This is a genomic window from Nostoc sp. 106C (assembly GCF_002154725.1).
Lineage (GTDB): Bacteria > Cyanobacteriota > Cyanobacteriia > Cyanobacteriales > Nostocaceae > Aulosira.
Map to the genome: position 1 here is coordinate 82,535 of NZ_MTAW01000119.1, position 16,221 is coordinate 98,755.

Here is a 16,221-nt window from a genome sequence, read left to right on the forward strand (position 1 = left end):
CTTCGGTTTAACTCCACCCACTTAGTTATCAATCGTCTAAAATGTTACTTTGATATGAATCCAAAATGCCACTACGAATAATTAGTTGCGGCCAGATTAATATAAAAAAGCCCATCCATATCAATATAGGTATAGAGATTAGAACTGTTAGCCAGATGATTTTAAATATTAACCAACTACCACTAATTATGCTTACACCTGTGAGCAGTATAGACCAGGGCTGACACCACCACGGTTTGTAATTCCAAGGACTTACGGGCTTTTTGTCGGACATTGTTGTGAACAACCAAAGTTAAGAATTATCTTTTAAACCTTGTCCATTTTGAAACCTGGAGTAGTGCGCGCATCTTTCCCGCTACGAAGAGCAGAGAGCAAGATGCTCCCACTACTTTTAAAACTATGGTTCTCAAAATAGATGTAGTTTAACAAGTTTTAGCTTAACAGCTATTTGCTCGCTCCATCTCAACTGTGTAGCGAAATCCAACAATTACCAGATTCCCGACTTCTTGAAAAAGTCAGGAATCTTACTACTCATCAAAAGTCGATATTCTGGATATCAAAGCACAGATATTTATCTGTTTTAAAATCAGTTAGGTTTCCAATCTTGTAATGATATATATTCATCCTTGAGAATATCGTAAACTTGGATGACGCCAGTAGGATTTAAGACACGAAATAAATATATTGTGTCAACGTGGTCTACATGATTTTCCACTACTCGAATTGTGTAGTAAGGCGTTTCTGGGGTTGGTGAACTATCAACAATTGCCGCAACGCGGATAGTTCCTTTGGAAAGGCGTTCAATTTCCTTTGCTTTACGTTTGACTTGAGGAAGTTTCCAAACTAAGTTAAAAGCTGCTTTTTCATCAATTCTGCTACTTGTCTGTGAAACTTTTATATCAGTGTTATTATCTAACTCGGTAGATATTTGTGAATACTTGATCCCCATTTGAGGATGATTTATCGGACTTTGCGCCATAGCGGACTGTCCTGCTATTGCTAGGAAAGATGTAATAATTAGAGAACTACAGGTCAATCGTTGCATGACGCTACTTGTAAGCATTCTGGTTCGCTCTAAATGCAAATTCGTTATAAATTAAGCATATCGGCAGAGGAATCGAAATGTCATCTTCATTTGGCATAATGCTGATGATTATGGTAAAGATTGGATAAAGCTAAAGGAAAAGCTCTCCAACTGGGTAAGAGGGAAAATGTAAGTTTTATGTCTTGGATAAATGGATACAATGATACTAAAAAATCTATTTATCTTACTTATAAATACGGTTTAATTTAAAATTTGTGTTAGAAAGAGCCTTGGGTATGATTTGCGATCGCCTGATTACTGTAGATGTCTGCATTAGGATATAGCGATCGCATCTGTAATATCATGTTCAGCAAATTACTTGTGATCTGTCCGCAGCGAGTGCAACGAAGTGGAGGTTAGACGCAAAGAGGCTTCCCACTGTTCTGCGATTATTACTTCAACCTGAGTTCGGGATAAGAAATCCTCAAACCCCTTGATTTTTCGTTGTCCGGTCTGAAACTTTGTTTTCATATATTTTCAAAAAGGCATGTTGTTGATATTAATCTCATTTGTGAACCTTATTGACGAAACGATTCCACTTTAATCACTTCTTTTACCACTTAGAATTTTGCTCAATCTATACACAATAAGCTTTTTAGCTTCTGGCTTAACCCGAACTCAGGTTACTTCACTAAGTATAGAAATGTTATTCAATTTTTCTTTTTCCAGAGTGATGGAACACCATTAATAGTGACAGCAATTAGCAGCTGGTTTACAAAATCGCATTTTTTTAAAAAAATCTACCTTCTAAAGAAGGAAGTTATCAATATTATTCATACGATATTTCCATCTAAAAGCAGATATAGCTTAAAAAAACCTAAAAATTGCCTAAAAATGCCCTAAGGGGGCATTGCTTGACCAAACTAGAAATTGGTCTACTGATAATTTAGTTATCAAAATTTTCATTAATTATTTAGAAATGAAACAGATCTCTGCATTGCTGTTAGTAATGAATTTAACACTGGTAGCTTGCAGTGCGCCTCAGAACACAGCTGTAGCTCCTAGCCCATCAGAAAATTCCACGGCTGCAAAACCTGTAAACAACCACCAAAATAAACTTTTAGTGGTCACAACAGTAGCTCCACTGACCAATATTGTTAGTAATATTGCAGGCGATCGCGTGGAAGTTAAAGGTATCATTCCTGAAGGCACCGACTCCCACACTTTTGAACCACGTCCTAGCGATAGTGATGTGCTGTCCAAGGCTAATTTGGTAATTGTTAATGGATTACACTTGGAAAGCCCCACGGAAAAACTAGCTAAAGCTTCTAAACCTAAAGACACTAAAATCTACGAACTTGGTGGTAATACAATCACTAAAGACCAATGGTTATTTGATTTCAGTTTTCCTAAAGAAAAGGGAGACCCTAACCCACATTTATGGGTAAATCCCAAGTATGCTGAGGCTTACGCTAAACTAGCGGCTCAACAGTTAACTGCGTTAGACCCTGCTGGTAAGGATTACTATGCAACTAATTTGAAAAACTACCTGCAACGTCTTGATGCACTCGACAAAGTAACAAGAGAAGTTGTAGCCAGTATTCCTGCCAAGAACCGCAAACTTTTGACCTACCATGACTCTTGGGCTTATTGGGCACGAGAATATGGTTTTGAAGTAATTGGTGCTATTCAACCTTCAGATTTTAAGGAACCTTCCGCCCAAGATGTGGCAAAGCTGATCGATCAGGTGCGTAAAGTCGGCGTTCCAGCAATTTTTGGCTCTGAAGTCTACCCTAGCAAGGTAGAAGAGCAAATTGCCCGCGAAGCTAAGGTCAAAACAGCCAACACTGCTGATGACGAGTTACCTGGACAGGGAGCGGCGAATGCAATGCAAAATACTAATCCTCAGCACACCTACATTGGCATGATGGCTAACAATATGCGAATTATCGCTGATGGTTTGAAGGGTAACTCCAAGCTAGTTGACAGTCTCAATACAACCAATGTCGTAGGCCCAACAGCAACCGCCACAACCACAACAGCTAAGTAAAAAGGTATCGCAATTAAATGCAACCAATACTTGAAGTTAAAAACTTAGCTTGCGGTTATCAAAATCAGCCAGTATTTACGGCGGTAGATTTGAAGCTATATCCTGGTCAACTTTCTGGCTTGGTGGGGCCTTCAGGCTGCGGTAAAAGCACTTTCATCAAAGCAATTTTAGGGTTAGTTCATCCTTGGGCTGGGGAAATTTGGTTCCGGGGAAGGCGGCTAAAACCAGGAGTAGCACCGCCAAAGGTGGGTTACGTACCGCAAGTGGAAACAGTCGATTGGACTTTTCCAGTCACAGCTTTGGAAGTGGTGATGATGGGGCGTTACCAAAAGCAGAAGATGTTTCCTTGGGCTTCATTAAGCGATCGCCTTGCGGCGCAAGAACTTCTAGAACGTGTGGGAGTTGCTAATGTTGCCCATAAACCTATCGGCGATTTATCTGGCGGACAGCAACAACGGGTTTTTATCGCCCGCGCTTTAGTGGGAGAACCAGAAATCGTCCTTCTTGATGAACCAACAAGTAGTTCTGACTTACACGTTCAACACGAACTTTTGCATCTGTTGGCTAATTTGAATCAGCAAGGCTTAACAATTTTGCTCTCTACCCACGACCTCAATTCAGTAGCAACACATTTACCTTGGGTGATATGTTTCAACCACGGCTTAATCAGTCAAGGTCAACCGATTGATATCTTTACTCCCGCCAATCTAGAAAAGACTTTTGGTGGAGAAATGGTAGTTTTTCAACAAGAAGACCGGATTTTAATTGCTAGTGGCGGGACTTCCCTACGCCATCAAATGCAAGACAACTTGCCTCAAATCTTGAAGCAAGCAAATTCAAATCACAAAATCCAAAATTGACTTATGGATTTTCTTCTAGCGCCCTTTCGTTACGATTTTTTTAGTCGTGCCATCTTAGTTGGGATGATGGCGGGATTATTATGCGGTGTGATGGGAGTTTATATCACAACTCGTCGCATGAGCTACATTGCTCACGGTCTATCTCATGCGATTTTGGGAGGAGCTGTGCTGAGTTACGTGCTGGGCTTAAACTTCTATATTGGTTCTGGAATTTGGGGTTTTGCTGCCGCTTTACTAATTCAGTACTTGACAGGGCGCAAAGTCTACTCGGATGCAGCCATTGGAATTGTCACAACAGCTAGCTTTGCCTTAGGGGTAGCCGTCATCAGCACTTATCGCAAGTTTAGCCAAAACTTTGAAGCGGCTCTATTTGGTAATGTCTTGGGTGTTTCACCTAGTGATTTGTGGGTGGTGACGGTAGTAACTGTTGTGCTTTTGAGTTTGGTATTTTTCTTTTATCGCCCTTTACTGTTTTGGTCTTTTGACCGAGAAGTTGCTCAAGTTCATGGTGTCCCTGTAGTTGCAATGGATACCTTATTTGCTTTGATGCTAGCAACTTTACTAGTGGCAACATTGAATGTGTTGGGAGTAACTTTAATTATCTCTGCGGTAGTGATCCCCGCATCAATTGCTCGGCTGCTCAGCGATCGCTTTGGTCTGATGATGATTCTTTCTGGGATTTTAGGCGCTGCGATCGCCTTTGTAGGCATCTACCTCAGCTACTACTTAGACATCGCCTCTGGAGCTAGTGTAGTGTTACTTTCAACCCTGGTGTTCGCCTGCGTGTTGCTGTGGACTCGGCTTCAACGTTGGCGAAAACGCCGACTCCCAAGCCTTCCTACAAAACACTACCAGTAATCAGCAAAGATTTAAAAAATTTACTAAACTGCGTCTACTTTGAAACCCAGAGTTTTTTCTTGAGCAAGTTTTGCTTCCAAATTCTATACTATAGCAATCTGATTTGATTCTTGAATCAATCTAAGTATGTGTAGAGTGTATTATGGCGTAGCCTAACACACCAATCAAAGGTTTTGGTGCGTTACGCCAAAGGCTAACGCAACGTCAGTCGCCTCAACGGGGGGAACCCACGCACGGCGCTGGCTCCCCTACGTCTAATTTCAAAAATCAAATATAAGTCCTATATTCCCAATTTTCTATTCCCTTTTGAAAAACTTGAATTCTCAACTTGGATGAGGTTTAATTCTAGATTTAGGTAATAAATTCCTACTAACAAATTACTAATCTTAACTATTTTCTGATTTCCTCATATTTTCCACATATTTGAATGTTAAAATCAAGGATTTTATAAATTATAAACTTAATTAATATTAATAATTTTCTGACAGTCAGAGGCAAAGTTATTATCTGATTCGTCAATCTTTACATTTTCTGCAAGATAAGGAACTTGCATGAAAATAAAGTACCAGTAAACCGAGCTTCGACTGCGCTCAACTCTCGACGGCTGAGGGTTGAGCGCAGTCAAAACCCAGCTGCTTGGGACACTAAGCTAATAATCATTAAAATTGCATCTCCGCGTCTCCCTTTCTCCGCGTCGCCGCGTCTTTCTGAGGCTAAGGATTCTGCAACTTAAAGGCGGGTTAGCTTATTAATCCGCAGATTCCTAACCTCTTCAATCACTTTAAAAATATATGAGCTATAGATATAGGAATCCGTTTTGATGCCTGAAATTATTTGCGTAGGGAGGGAACAGGGAACAGTGAAGAAGGAATAAAAGTGTACTGAGTTTTTTTCAAAAATCAAATATGAGTCCTATATTACCAAACTGTTAATTGAGTACATTTTTTGGGAATTATTGAATATGGGCCGGAACTGAAGCATTTAGTAATGCCTTTCAGGGTAGCGTAGTTGCACATCTAAGGTGTGGAATTGCTGAACAACACCCCTCATTTAGTTATTACTGAATTCAGCCTTATATCTGCTCAGTTTTACTAATTAAGTAGCATACCTAATTGAAGAAGAGTGATGTAACCAATTTCTATGTACAAAAGATTTAAATTTATTACAGACCGCGCTGTATTAATAGCCTTTATAATTCTTCCTGTTATTCACTTTTGTCTTGGTAAGTTATCAGCAACAATCGCTTTTCAAGATGGAACAGCGCCAATTTGGCCATCAACAGGTGTCTATTTAGGTACTATTCTAGTGTTTGGGTACCGTATTTGGCCTGCTATTCTTCTGAGTGAATTAATTGCTAATTTTTTAATTTTTTATCAAAACAACTTTCTAAGCAGTATCAGCATCTCCTTGATCGACATGAGTGATCCATTAATGATGGCTTTTTTGATCAATCGCTTTATCGGTCGTCGCAATTTGCTGGAGAGGGCACAGGATGTTTTCAAATTTGTGGTGCTGATTGTACCTTATCCTGTGATTAGCTCTACTGTTGCCATTGGTGTACTCTGTCTAACTGGCAGTACTCCTTGGGCAGAATATGGAAATGTCTGGCGGGCTTGGTTGACAGCGGTTCTTGCCGGTACACTGATCGTTACACCAGTAGTCCTAGCATGGTTACTAGAGCCACCACAGGAGCAAAGACTCCAAAAACAACAGATTATAGAGTTTGCACTGTTACTGTTATCGTTGATTGTTATCAGTCGGATAGCCTTTTGGGGTGGGTTTCCTGTGGAATATATGATGATTCCACTGTTACTCTGGTCAGCTTTTAGATTTAGACAACGGGAATCAACGTTGCTTGTGATTGTCATCTCAGCGATCGCAGTTTTTGGAACAGCTCGCGGTTTTGGATCTTTTGCAAAAGAATCAGTATATCAATCTCTTTTGCTACTGCAATCTTTTATATGTGTTGTTGCCTTAACTACCTTTGTACTCTCGGCTGTACTCAATGAAAATAGGAAAGCACAAGCAAAACTCAAACAAGCAAAAGATGAATTAGAACAACGGGTAGAAGAGCGTACTGCTGAACTCAAAGCAGCTAAAATTCTGGCTGATGGTGCAAGCCAAGCCAAAAGCGAATTCTTGGCAAACATGAGCCATGAACTACGTACCCCCCTCAACGGTATCCTCGGCTATGCTCAAATCTTCCAACGCTCCCAAACTTTAACAGAGAAGGAACACAAAGGTATTGATATTATTCATCAGTGTGCTTCTCAGCTACTGACACTAATTAACGATATCCTTGACCTCTCGAAAATCGAAGCTAGAAAAATGGAACTTCATGCTCAAGATTTTCCATTTCTCAACTTCCTGCAAGGTGTAGTGGAAATTTGTCGCATCCGGGCTGAACAGAAGGGAATTTACTTCATTTATCAGCCAAGTAAACAACTTCCTCGAAACATCTGTGCTGATGAAAAACGTCTGCGACAGGTTTTGATTAACCTTTTGGGTAATGCGATTAAGTTCACCGATCGCGGTGGCGTTACTTTTAATGTTGAGGTCGTAGGCGATCGCCAACAAAATCTGCAAAAAATTCGCTTTCAAATTGCAGACACCGGCGTAGGTATGACTCCCCAACAACTAGAGAAAATCTTCCGGCCCTTTGAGCAAGCTGGTAGCGTTGAACAGCAAGCAGAAGGTACAGGGTTGGGGTTAGCTATTAGCCAAAAGGTTGTGGCTCTCATGGGCAGTACAATTAATGTCCAAAGTCAATACAAAGAAGGTAGCGTTTTCTGGTTTGAGGTAGAGCTAGCTGAAACTGAAGAATGGACACAAGCATCTATCATTGCTCCTAAAAGTAATATTGTCGGTTTTCAAGGCGAAACCAGGAAAATCTTGATTGTGGACGATCGTTGGGAAAATCGTTCGGTTGTAGTGAATTTACTCGAACCCATCGGTTTTGAAATTTTTGAAGCTAGCAACGGTCAAGAAGGTTTAGAACAAGCTGCCAAACTTCTGCCAGACTTAATAATTACCGACTTGGCAATGCCTGTCATGGATGGGTTGACGATGACTCAACACCTACGCCAGTCAAAGGCTCTGCAAAATGCGATCGTCATAAGTTCTTCAGCAAGTGTATTTGACATCGATCGCCAAAAAGCTCTAGACGCTGGCTGCAATGATTTTCTGCCTAAACCCATACAAGCTCAAGAGTTGCTGGATAAATTACAAAACCATTTGCAGTTGACATGGATTTATGAATATGAAAATCAAAATGCTTCAGCTTCGGTTACAGAAATGGTTATACCTCCTGCATCCGAACTCATGGCGCTTTATCAAGCTGTTCAACGTTGTGATGTTGCCAATATCCAATTAGAGACTAACCACATCAAGCAAATAGATACGAAGTATACAGCTTTTGCTGATAAGTTATTGGCGCTTGCTGAGGAGTTTGAAATAGAAGCGATCGCTTCCTTAGTCGAAGTATATATATCAAATAAATAAATTATGGAAACTGTTGAAAAAAACTCTATTTTAATTGTTGACGATACTCCAATGAATATCCGGTTGCTATTTGATATTTTACACGCAGATGGCTTCGATATTTCAGTCGTTAAGAGTGGTGAAATGGCATTAGAAAAAGTGCCAATAATCCAGCCAGACCTGATTTTACTAGATGTGATGATGCCTGGTATTGATGGATTTGAAACCTGCCGTCGGTTGAAAGCAGATGCAAGCCTAAAAGATATTCCTATAATGTTTATGACTGCTTTATCTGATGTAGAGCATAAAGTAAAAGGGCTACAAATGGGAGCAGTAGATTACATTACTAAACCAATTCAAGTTGAAGAAGTTCTAGCCCGTGTTAATGTTCACTTAGCACTTAGGAATGCTCAAGAAAAATTGCTCCAAGAAGTAACAGAACGCAGACAAGCAGAAATTGAACTCCAGAAAATACTCCAAGAATTACAACAAGCACAAACCCAGCTTATCCAGAGTGAGAAGATGTCTAGCCTGGGTGAATTGGTAGCAGGTGTGGCCCATGAAATTAACAACCCAGTTAATTTTATCTATGGCAACCTCACCTATGCTCAAGAATATATTCATAACTTACTTAGAATAGTACAAGTTTATCAACAGTATTACCCCAATCCTGTTTCTGAGGTTCAGGCAGAAATAGAAGCAAACGATTTGAATTTTCTCATTGAGGACTTACCCAAATTACTCGACTCAATGAAAATTGGAGCGAAACGGATTCGAGATATTGTTCTTTCTTTGCGAATTTTCTCTCGCTTAGACGAATCGGAAATTAAAGATGTTGATATTCATGAGGGTATTGATAGTACACTGATGATCCTGGGGCATAGGCTGAAGGGTAAGCCTGGTAACTCTGGAATTCAGGTCATTAAAGAATACGGCAGCCTGCCTCTAGTAGAGTGTTTTGCTGGGCAAATAAATCAGGTATTCATGAATATTATTAGTAATGCTATTGATGCTTTGGAAGAATCATTACGTAGTTGCCCATTATTAACTATCAATCAGAAAAATAATGAACATCCCACAATTCACATTCGTACTGAAGCAACAGATAATCAAGTTCTAATTCGCATTGCTGATAATGGACCAGGAATACCAAAAGAGCTTCAAAAAAAGATATTTGATCCCTTTTTTACAACTAAACCAATTGGTGTAGGAACTGGAATGGGATTGGCAATCAGTTATCAGATTGTTAAAGAAAAACATGGTGGTTCATTACAATGCGTCTCTTGTCCAGAAGGTGGCACTGAATTTATAATTTCGATTCCCCAAAATTTAGATTTTTCATAAAATTCCAGTTCTGATTTTAGTTTATTCCATCAAAATCAAGCGTAGGGAATCTAAACGCACATACCAAGGAAAAGGCTGGTCTTTCATGGTTGCCCATTTTTCTTTGAAGACTTCTGCTTGTAAATGATAATCATGAGGGCTAGTAGCAGGAGAATGCAGTTTTAAAAACAAAGTTATCCGGTGGGGTGTTTCACTAGTTCTGACTAACCAACAGGAAAATGTATTTTCTTGGTTGGAGTCTGTGGTAAAGGTGATTTGATGGGCACGAATACCGACGTGAGATAATTCCTGAGGAATGGGTTCCAGAACTTGGAGGCTACAGCCCCAATCAATCGCTTCTATTTGTGATGCTTGCAAAAGCACTGCACGGGAAAAGTTTTTGCAACCAGTGATTTGAGCAACACTTACAGTTACAGGATGCTCGAAAATATCGTATTTGGAATCATGTTGAACTGCTCTACCATGTTCTAATACCAACAAATTAGGACAAATCCGGTAAGCTTCTTCCATATTATGGGTGACAAACAAAGCTACACCTTGGTAATTAGCTAGAGTTTCTGTCATTTGCTGTTCTAGTTGACTCCGCAGGTGGGTATCGAGTGCAGAGAAAGGTTCATCTAAAAGCAATGCTTCCGGCTGACTAGCTAACGCCCTTGCTAAAGCTACTCTTTGCTGCTGTCCGCCAGAAAGTTGGTGCGGATAGCGTTCACTCAATCCCTGTAACTGCATCGCTAATAATTGCTCTTCAACCTGTATGCGGATACTGCCGTTAGATAGTCCCTTGGGTAAACCAAAAGCGATATTTTCACCCACAGTCATGTGTGGGAACAAAGCATAATTCTGCACTAAAAAACCGATGCGGCGATCGCGGCTAGGCAGATTAATTCCTTGTTCTGAATCAAACAGTACTCTACCATTTAAAACTATGCGTCCTCTGGTCGGTGTTTCTATCCCAGCAATACAACGCAGAATCATGCTTTTACCTGCACCAGATCTCCCCAACAATCCCAAGGGTTGCCGATCAGTATTAAAGGTAACTTTGAGATGAAAACTCGGCAGTCGTTTTTCAATATCTACAAATAGCCCTACTGAAGAGGATGGTGTATATAACAAAGATAATTCACTCCCCTGTCCCCCTTGTCCTCTTGTCCCCTTGTCCTTTAGCCTCCCAATCCCCCTAACTTCCTGCCAGAAATTGACTGCAATAATTCCCGATAGAGAAATTACCATAATTGCGATCGCCCAAAACCAGGCCTCTTCCATTGCACCTGCTTCTACGGCAAAGTAAATCGCCATTGGGATCGTCTGGGTTTGCCCAGGAATGTTACCAGCCAACATCAAGGTTGCACCAAATTCTCCCAAAGCCCTTGCAAAAGCCAAAGTTGTGGCGGCGATAATTCCTGGCAGTGCTAAGGGTAAACTGATGCGCCAAAAGATATTATTCTCTGTAGCACCCAAAGTTTTCGCTACTCGCAGCAGATTTCTATCAATCTGTTCAAAGGCTCCTAATGCAGTTTTATACATTAAGGGAAAAGATACAACTGTAGCTGCGATCGCTGCACCATACCAAGTAAAAACTATTGTGAAGTCAAACTGCTGCATAAGTTTCCCTACAGGGCCATTTTTGCCAAAAAACAGCAGTAACAAAAAGCCGACAACTGTAGGAGGCAAAATTAAAGGCGCAATAAATATACCCTCAATTAATGATTTACCTTTGCCGCGATATTCCAACATCCAATAGGCAGCAGCAATACCTAAAAAGAAAGTAATGAATGTTGCTAACAAAGAAGTTTTCAGTGATATCCACAGAGGAGATAAATCCTGGGGCATAGCTTTTTATGGAGAATTTCAGTAGAAGGTAGAGTTGTCAGTTGGGCAATACTCACCATAATTCTTCGTCTAACTTTTAAGGCTTAAAAAAGTACTAAAGTAATTAATACATAGCCGTCAAAAATTATCTTTTTTTAACTTCCAGCTAGGCTAAAACCCTGTTTTTCAAATACATTTTTGGCTGCATTTCCAGATAAAAATTGCACAAAATTTTTCGCAGCATCAAGATGCTTACTGCTTTTGAGTACAGCAATGGGATAAACAATGGGGGAATGGCTATTTTCAGGTGCAGTTGCTACAACTTTTGCTTTTTGAGTGCTTTTCGTGTCTGAAAGGTAGACTATCCCAGCATCAGCATTACCAGACTCTACATAATTAAGGGCTTGACGAACGTCTTTGGCATAAACTGATTTGCTTTTGATTTGGTCGGCAATTTTTAAGGAAGTGAGAACTTGTTGGGCATATTGTCCCGCCGGTACACTCTTGGGTTCACCCAAAGCAATTTTCTTAATGCGTGAGGAAGTTAAATCTTTGAAATCAGTTACATCATTAGAACTTTGAGGCACAATTAACACTAATTTATTTTTTAATAAGTCCTTGCGGGTGCCATCAACTAATAAACCTTTTTGATTTAAGGCATCTATTTGCTTATTTGCTGCTGAAATGAAAATGTCAACTCCTGCACCTTGTTCAATCTGTTGTTGCAAAGCACCTGATGAACCAAAGTTATAGGTGAGTTTTACCGTTGGCTGCTCTTTGCTGTAAAGAGGCTTGATTTCGTTCATTGCATCTTTTAAGCTAGCGGCGGCTGATACCGTCAAACTTACCGCTTGGGCTTTTGGATTAGCAATTGAGGTAGGGTTAGGTGTACTCGTCTGATTGCAGGCAATGAATAGTACCAACGAGGCTAGCACCCAACTTACAAAAGCCAAGATACGTTTACTATGCATTTACAGTATCTCAAGGTTTTTTAATTTATTAGTTCATAATCTACCAACTAAAAGTTCCAAAAAGTTGGTAAAGCCCAATAAATTACTGAATAATCAAGAAATCCTCACAGCAGGATATTAAACCCAAACACTTACAAAATAAGCTTCTGGGCAATATTTATAATTCACCTTACCTATTTTAAAGTGCGATCGCTTCTGGATTTTTGGGAAAAGCGATCGCTCTTTGTACACTTAGAGCGTGCAAGTTCATCTCAATCAAACAAGCTGTTCTAAACCGGGATGATCTTTTGTTCCTTCAAATAGCTCATTAACTTTACAATCTCCTCGCCGCTGTCGAGGTGCATCTCGTGAAAACCAAAGCGCCGCGCCTTATTCACGTCGAAGAAAGCGTCATTCTCGACGTTGAAGATGAAGTCGCCAAACGGCCAGTTAGCAAGGTCTTTCAGTGAATTCGGTGCAAGTCCATATTTTTGCACCATCTCGAACCAGATTGGTTCCTTATCCTGCATCGCCTCAGTCAGTGAGAAGGTCTGCGGATCGGCGCATTTGATGCCAAAGGATTCGGCAATCTGTGGGAAGACTTGGCTCCAGCGAAACACGTCGCCATTGGTGATGTTGAAGATCTCGCCATAGCACGCTTCGTTCAACGCTGCCCATTCCATCGCTTTCGCTAGCAAGGTTGCGTCAGTGCCATTGGCGAGAATCTGGTAGGCTTTAGGGCTAGCGGGATAGCGCAACGGCACGCCTAGCTCCTTGCACAGGCTCGCATAGACGGCAATCAAGTTGCTGAGATTCATCGGGTTGCCAACTGCAAACCCAAAGATGATGTCAGGTCGCAGCGCCGTCCATCCCCAACGCTTGCCCTTGGCTGCATCGCGCAGGTAATCTTCTTGGTCGTAATAGAAGTTGGGAGGGAAATGGCGTGGGTCGGTTTCCTTCGCTGGCGTTTTGTACAGTCCGAAATGCGCACCATAAGCCTTGCCGCCCTGGATGAATGTGATATGGCGGAAGCCGTCTGCTGCCTTTTCCACCGCTTCGACAATATTACGCAGCATACCAACATTATATTTCGATAGATCGGCGGCAGTTTTATATTCTTGATAGGCAGCATAAAAAATATGTGTGATGTCCTTGAGCCAGTCGTGTTTCTTGGCGATCGCATCTGGATCAAGCAAATCGATAGATTGGAAATCTGCGCGCGTTTCAAAACCAGGAGCGCGGCGGGAAATAGCCTTGATTCGCCATGTTTCCCTGCCCTCAAGGTAATGGATCAAATTGCGCCCAATAATGCCTTGTCCACCCAGTACCAGCGCTGTGTTCTTCGCTGTCATGTATCTGCTCCTTTTGTGGATTGCTGCGGCAAATGTAAAGCTTGGTATTCGCTAATCCCAGTCTGGTGAAAACTGTTACCAGCTTATACTATTTTTAATTTTAGATTTTGGTACGTGCTGATTTGACATATGGATTCTATTTCAGGCAAAGTAGCACTTGTGACTGGGGCAAATCGCGGGATTGGGCGAGCAATTGCTCAAGCTTTGGCTCAAGTTGGGGCTAACGTCGCAATTAACTATCGCAATGGTGAGCACGAAGCGAATAGCCTATGCGAACAAATTGAACAATTCGGCGGTCGCTCAATTGCCGTGCAAGCGGATGTCTCAAACTCGGCTGATGTCGATCGCCTTGTGGAAACAATTGAGCAAAGTTTGGGAACAGTGGCGATTCTCGTCAACAACGCAGGTATTGCACGTCCTCAACCATTAGAGGCGATCGGCGTTGCCGACTGGGATGAATTAATTAACGTGAACCTTAAATCTGCTTTTTTGGTCACTCAGGCAGTTTTACCGCCTATGCGACAGCAGCAATGGGGCCGAATTATCAATTTGTCTTCGGTTGCGGCTCAAGTAGGTGGGGTGATTGGTCCGCACTATGCCGCTTCCAAAGCTGGTCTTTTGGGGCTAACGCACGCTTATGCTTCTATTTTGGCGAAAGAAGGAATTACAGTGAACGCGATCGCTCCTGCACTGATTGCTACAGACATGATCTCCGATAATCCTCGTATCCGTCCTGACCTAATTCCAGTCGGTCGATTTGGGGAGGTCGAAGAAGTGGCAGACGTGGCAGTGATGCTTGCCCGAAATGCTTACATCACAGGGCAAACAATAAACGTCAATGGTGGTTGGTACATGAGTTGAGGCATCATTGGGTTTCAAATCAGCATCATCCGCATAACGTTATTAATATCGCGGCAATCATTACTAACATCACGGCTAGCGGCTGATGTCTCATTGGTGATTCTTCTACTATTCTTTTAGGCGTAGTTCATCTCAAATGTGTCCAGAACCACTGGTGTTGAGACTAACACAAGGAGAAAAAACTTATGGGACTTTTTGATCAAATTCTCGGTGCCGTTGCTAATCCCAATCAACAAGGCAGTTTAGGGCAATTGGGAAGTATTATTAGCACTGTAGATCAGTTGAGTAATCGCACTGGTGTAGACCCTTCTACTATCCAATCGGTGTTGTCAGTTGTGGGTAGTCAAGTGCGATCGTCTTTACAACAAAAGCAAGCCACACAGGGCAATGAAGAAGTGCAATCTATAGTCAATCAATTTGCAGGTACTTCTCCTAACTCTCAAGCTGTTGATTCAGTATTTGGTGGTGGTATTCAACAAGTGGCTGAGGTTGTTGCTCAGCGGACTGGCTTGGATACTGGTATGATTCAACAATTACTACCTTTCGTAGTGCCTGTGGTACTGAATTTCTTACAGTCTGGTGCGAATGCACAAAATCCCCAATCAGGCGGAAATCCAGTACTTAACTCATTCCTGGATGCAGACAATGATGGCGATGTTGATATCTCTGACGCCATTCAACTGGCTAGTCGTCATATCGGACGGTAGTCAAATCGGGTTTTCTTGCCAGGATTAAAAAAAGAAGAAACAGGAAAGTAGGAAGACGGGGAGGACAAGGGGGATTTAGTGAAGAAATTCCTCCCTGGTTTTCCTTGTACCCTTGGGGAAGGCTTCGCCTAGGCAATGAAAAGTGTTCAAACGGACTTGATATGACGCACAAATTTTTCACACCCGAAACAGTGAAAGTGCGTAGACGCGTAGCGGCTTGTCGTGAAACATCGCAATTCAGAGTTCTGCGCCGCAATCACAAGCTAGTCCTCAGTATCATACCGTAAGAATTTCCGCAGTAGGGAATGGGAGGACAAGAGAGACAAATTACCAATGACAAAGAACAAATGACTAATGCCCAATTTAACCATTCTCATCCAAGATTGTGCCTTCCAAATTAGCTTTATCTAGATTTGCACCGCTTAAATTGGCTTGGTTCAAGTCCGCTTGAGCAAGATTCGCCTGAGTCAAGTCAGCTACAGTTAAGTCTGCACCACTTAAATCAGCCCCATCTAAATTTGCAGCTACCAAAGTTGCTTCATGCAATTCTGCTTCGCTGAGGTTAGCTTCAATCAGCTTGGCGACAGTTAAATCAGCCTGACTCAAATTTGCTCCATCCAAAACTGCACCATCTAAAATGGCTCCATCTAAGATGGCTCCAGTGAGATTACTACCAGTGAGATCGGCATTGCTTAAATCTGCTCCGTTCAGATCTGCCTCAATCAAACTAGTTTTGGTTAAATTAGCATGGCTGAGCTTAGCACCATCTAAAATCGCTCTATTTAAAATTGCTCCACTGAGATTGGCTTCTCTCAAATTTGCTTCGCTGAGGTTAACACCAGTAAAGTCTCTTGTGCCTGCGGCATAGTTTTTTAGAAGTTCATCTGGCTTCATAGATTATGCTCCGCTAGTTTTTATTGCTTTTC

The 16,221-nt window shown here is 41.5% G+C and carries 13 protein-coding genes; 7 read left to right on the plus strand and 6 right to left on the minus strand.

What is annotated here, in order from left to right; all coding sequences use genetic code 11:
• Positions 1-28 precede the first annotated feature (28 nt).
• Positions 29-274 carry a DUF6737 family protein gene (locus BV375_RS16730; protein ID WP_086762387.1) on the minus strand — a complete coding sequence of 82 codons (246 nt, stop codon included), beginning with the start codon at positions 272-274 and terminating at the stop codon, positions 29-31.
• Positions 275-586: 312 nt separating this feature from the next.
• On the minus strand, positions 587-949 hold the full coding sequence (locus tag BV375_RS16735) for a hypothetical protein (RefSeq protein WP_086762578.1): 363 nt from the start codon (positions 947-949) through the stop codon (positions 587-589).
• Between the two features lie 1,054 nt (positions 950-2,003).
• On the opposite strand from BV375_RS16735, the gene BV375_RS16740 reads away from it, so the two are divergent.
• The 5 genes from BV375_RS16740 (at position 2,004) to BV375_RS16760 (ending at position 9,616) form a co-directional block, all read left to right on the plus strand.
• Complete coding sequence (locus BV375_RS16740; RefSeq protein ID WP_086762389.1) at positions 2,004-3,074, plus strand: metal ABC transporter substrate-binding protein; 1,071 nt, start codon at positions 2,004-2,006, stop codon at positions 3,072-3,074.
• Positions 3,075-3,091: 17 nt separating this feature from the next.
• Positions 3,092-3,934 (plus strand): metal ABC transporter ATP-binding protein, encoded by an 843-nt coding sequence (locus BV375_RS16745; protein ID WP_086762391.1) that lies wholly within the window; start codon positions 3,092-3,094, stop codon positions 3,932-3,934.
• A 3-nt stretch (positions 3,935-3,937) separates the two neighbouring features.
• Positions 3,938-4,792, plus strand: a complete 855-nt coding sequence (locus tag BV375_RS16750) for a metal ABC transporter permease (protein WP_086762393.1) — start codon at positions 3,938-3,940, stop codon at positions 4,790-4,792.
• Positions 4,793-5,932: 1,140 nt separating this feature from the next.
• Positions 5,933-8,293 (plus strand): MASE1 domain-containing protein, encoded by a 2,361-nt coding sequence (locus BV375_RS16755; RefSeq protein ID WP_086762395.1) that lies wholly within the window; start codon positions 5,933-5,935, stop codon positions 8,291-8,293.
• A 3-nt stretch (positions 8,294-8,296) separates the two neighbouring features.
• Positions 8,297-9,616: a response regulator gene (locus BV375_RS16760; RefSeq protein ID WP_086762396.1), complete on the plus strand. Its 1,320-nt coding sequence runs from the start codon at positions 8,297-8,299 to the stop codon at positions 9,614-9,616.
• A 21-nt stretch (positions 9,617-9,637) separates the two neighbouring features.
• Here the strand turns inward: BV375_RS16760 and modB are convergent, their stop codons facing one another.
• The 3 genes from modB to BV375_RS16775 all read right to left on the minus strand — a co-directional run bounded on the left by modB (position 9,638) and on the right by BV375_RS16775 (position 13,727).
• On the minus strand, positions 9,638-11,446 hold the full coding sequence (gene modB, locus BV375_RS16765; protein ID WP_086762398.1) for a molybdate ABC transporter permease subunit: 1,809 nt from the start codon (positions 11,444-11,446) through the stop codon (positions 9,638-9,640).
• A 134-nt stretch (positions 11,447-11,580) separates the two neighbouring features.
• Positions 11,581-12,396, minus strand: coding sequence for a molybdate ABC transporter substrate-binding protein (modA, locus tag BV375_RS16770; protein ID WP_086762400.1), 816 nt, complete (start codon positions 12,394-12,396; stop codon positions 11,581-11,583).
• 269 nt (positions 12,397-12,665) lie between these two features.
• A complete protein-coding gene (locus tag BV375_RS16775) occupies positions 12,666-13,727 on the minus strand; it encodes an SDR family oxidoreductase (protein ID WP_086762402.1) in 1,062 nt (353 codons plus the stop codon).
• A gap of 129 nt (positions 13,728-13,856) precedes the next feature.
• Here BV375_RS16775 and BV375_RS16780 point away from each other — a divergent pair, with 129 nt between their 5' ends.
• Positions 13,857-14,588, plus strand: coding sequence for a 3-oxoacyl-ACP reductase family protein (locus BV375_RS16780; RefSeq protein WP_086762404.1), 732 nt, complete (start codon positions 13,857-13,859; stop codon positions 14,586-14,588).
• Positions 14,589-14,773: 185 nt separating this feature from the next.
• Positions 14,774-15,295 carry a DUF937 domain-containing protein gene (locus BV375_RS16785; RefSeq protein WP_086762406.1) on the plus strand — a complete coding sequence of 174 codons (522 nt, stop codon included), beginning with the start codon at positions 14,774-14,776 and terminating at the stop codon, positions 15,293-15,295.
• A 363-nt stretch (positions 15,296-15,658) separates the two neighbouring features.
• Here BV375_RS16785 and BV375_RS16790 read toward each other — a convergent pair whose 3' ends face one another.
• Positions 15,659-16,189 (minus strand): pentapeptide repeat-containing protein, encoded by a 531-nt coding sequence (locus tag BV375_RS16790; RefSeq protein ID WP_086762408.1) that lies wholly within the window; start codon positions 16,187-16,189, stop codon positions 15,659-15,661.
• Positions 16,190-16,221: the final 32 nt, after the last annotated feature.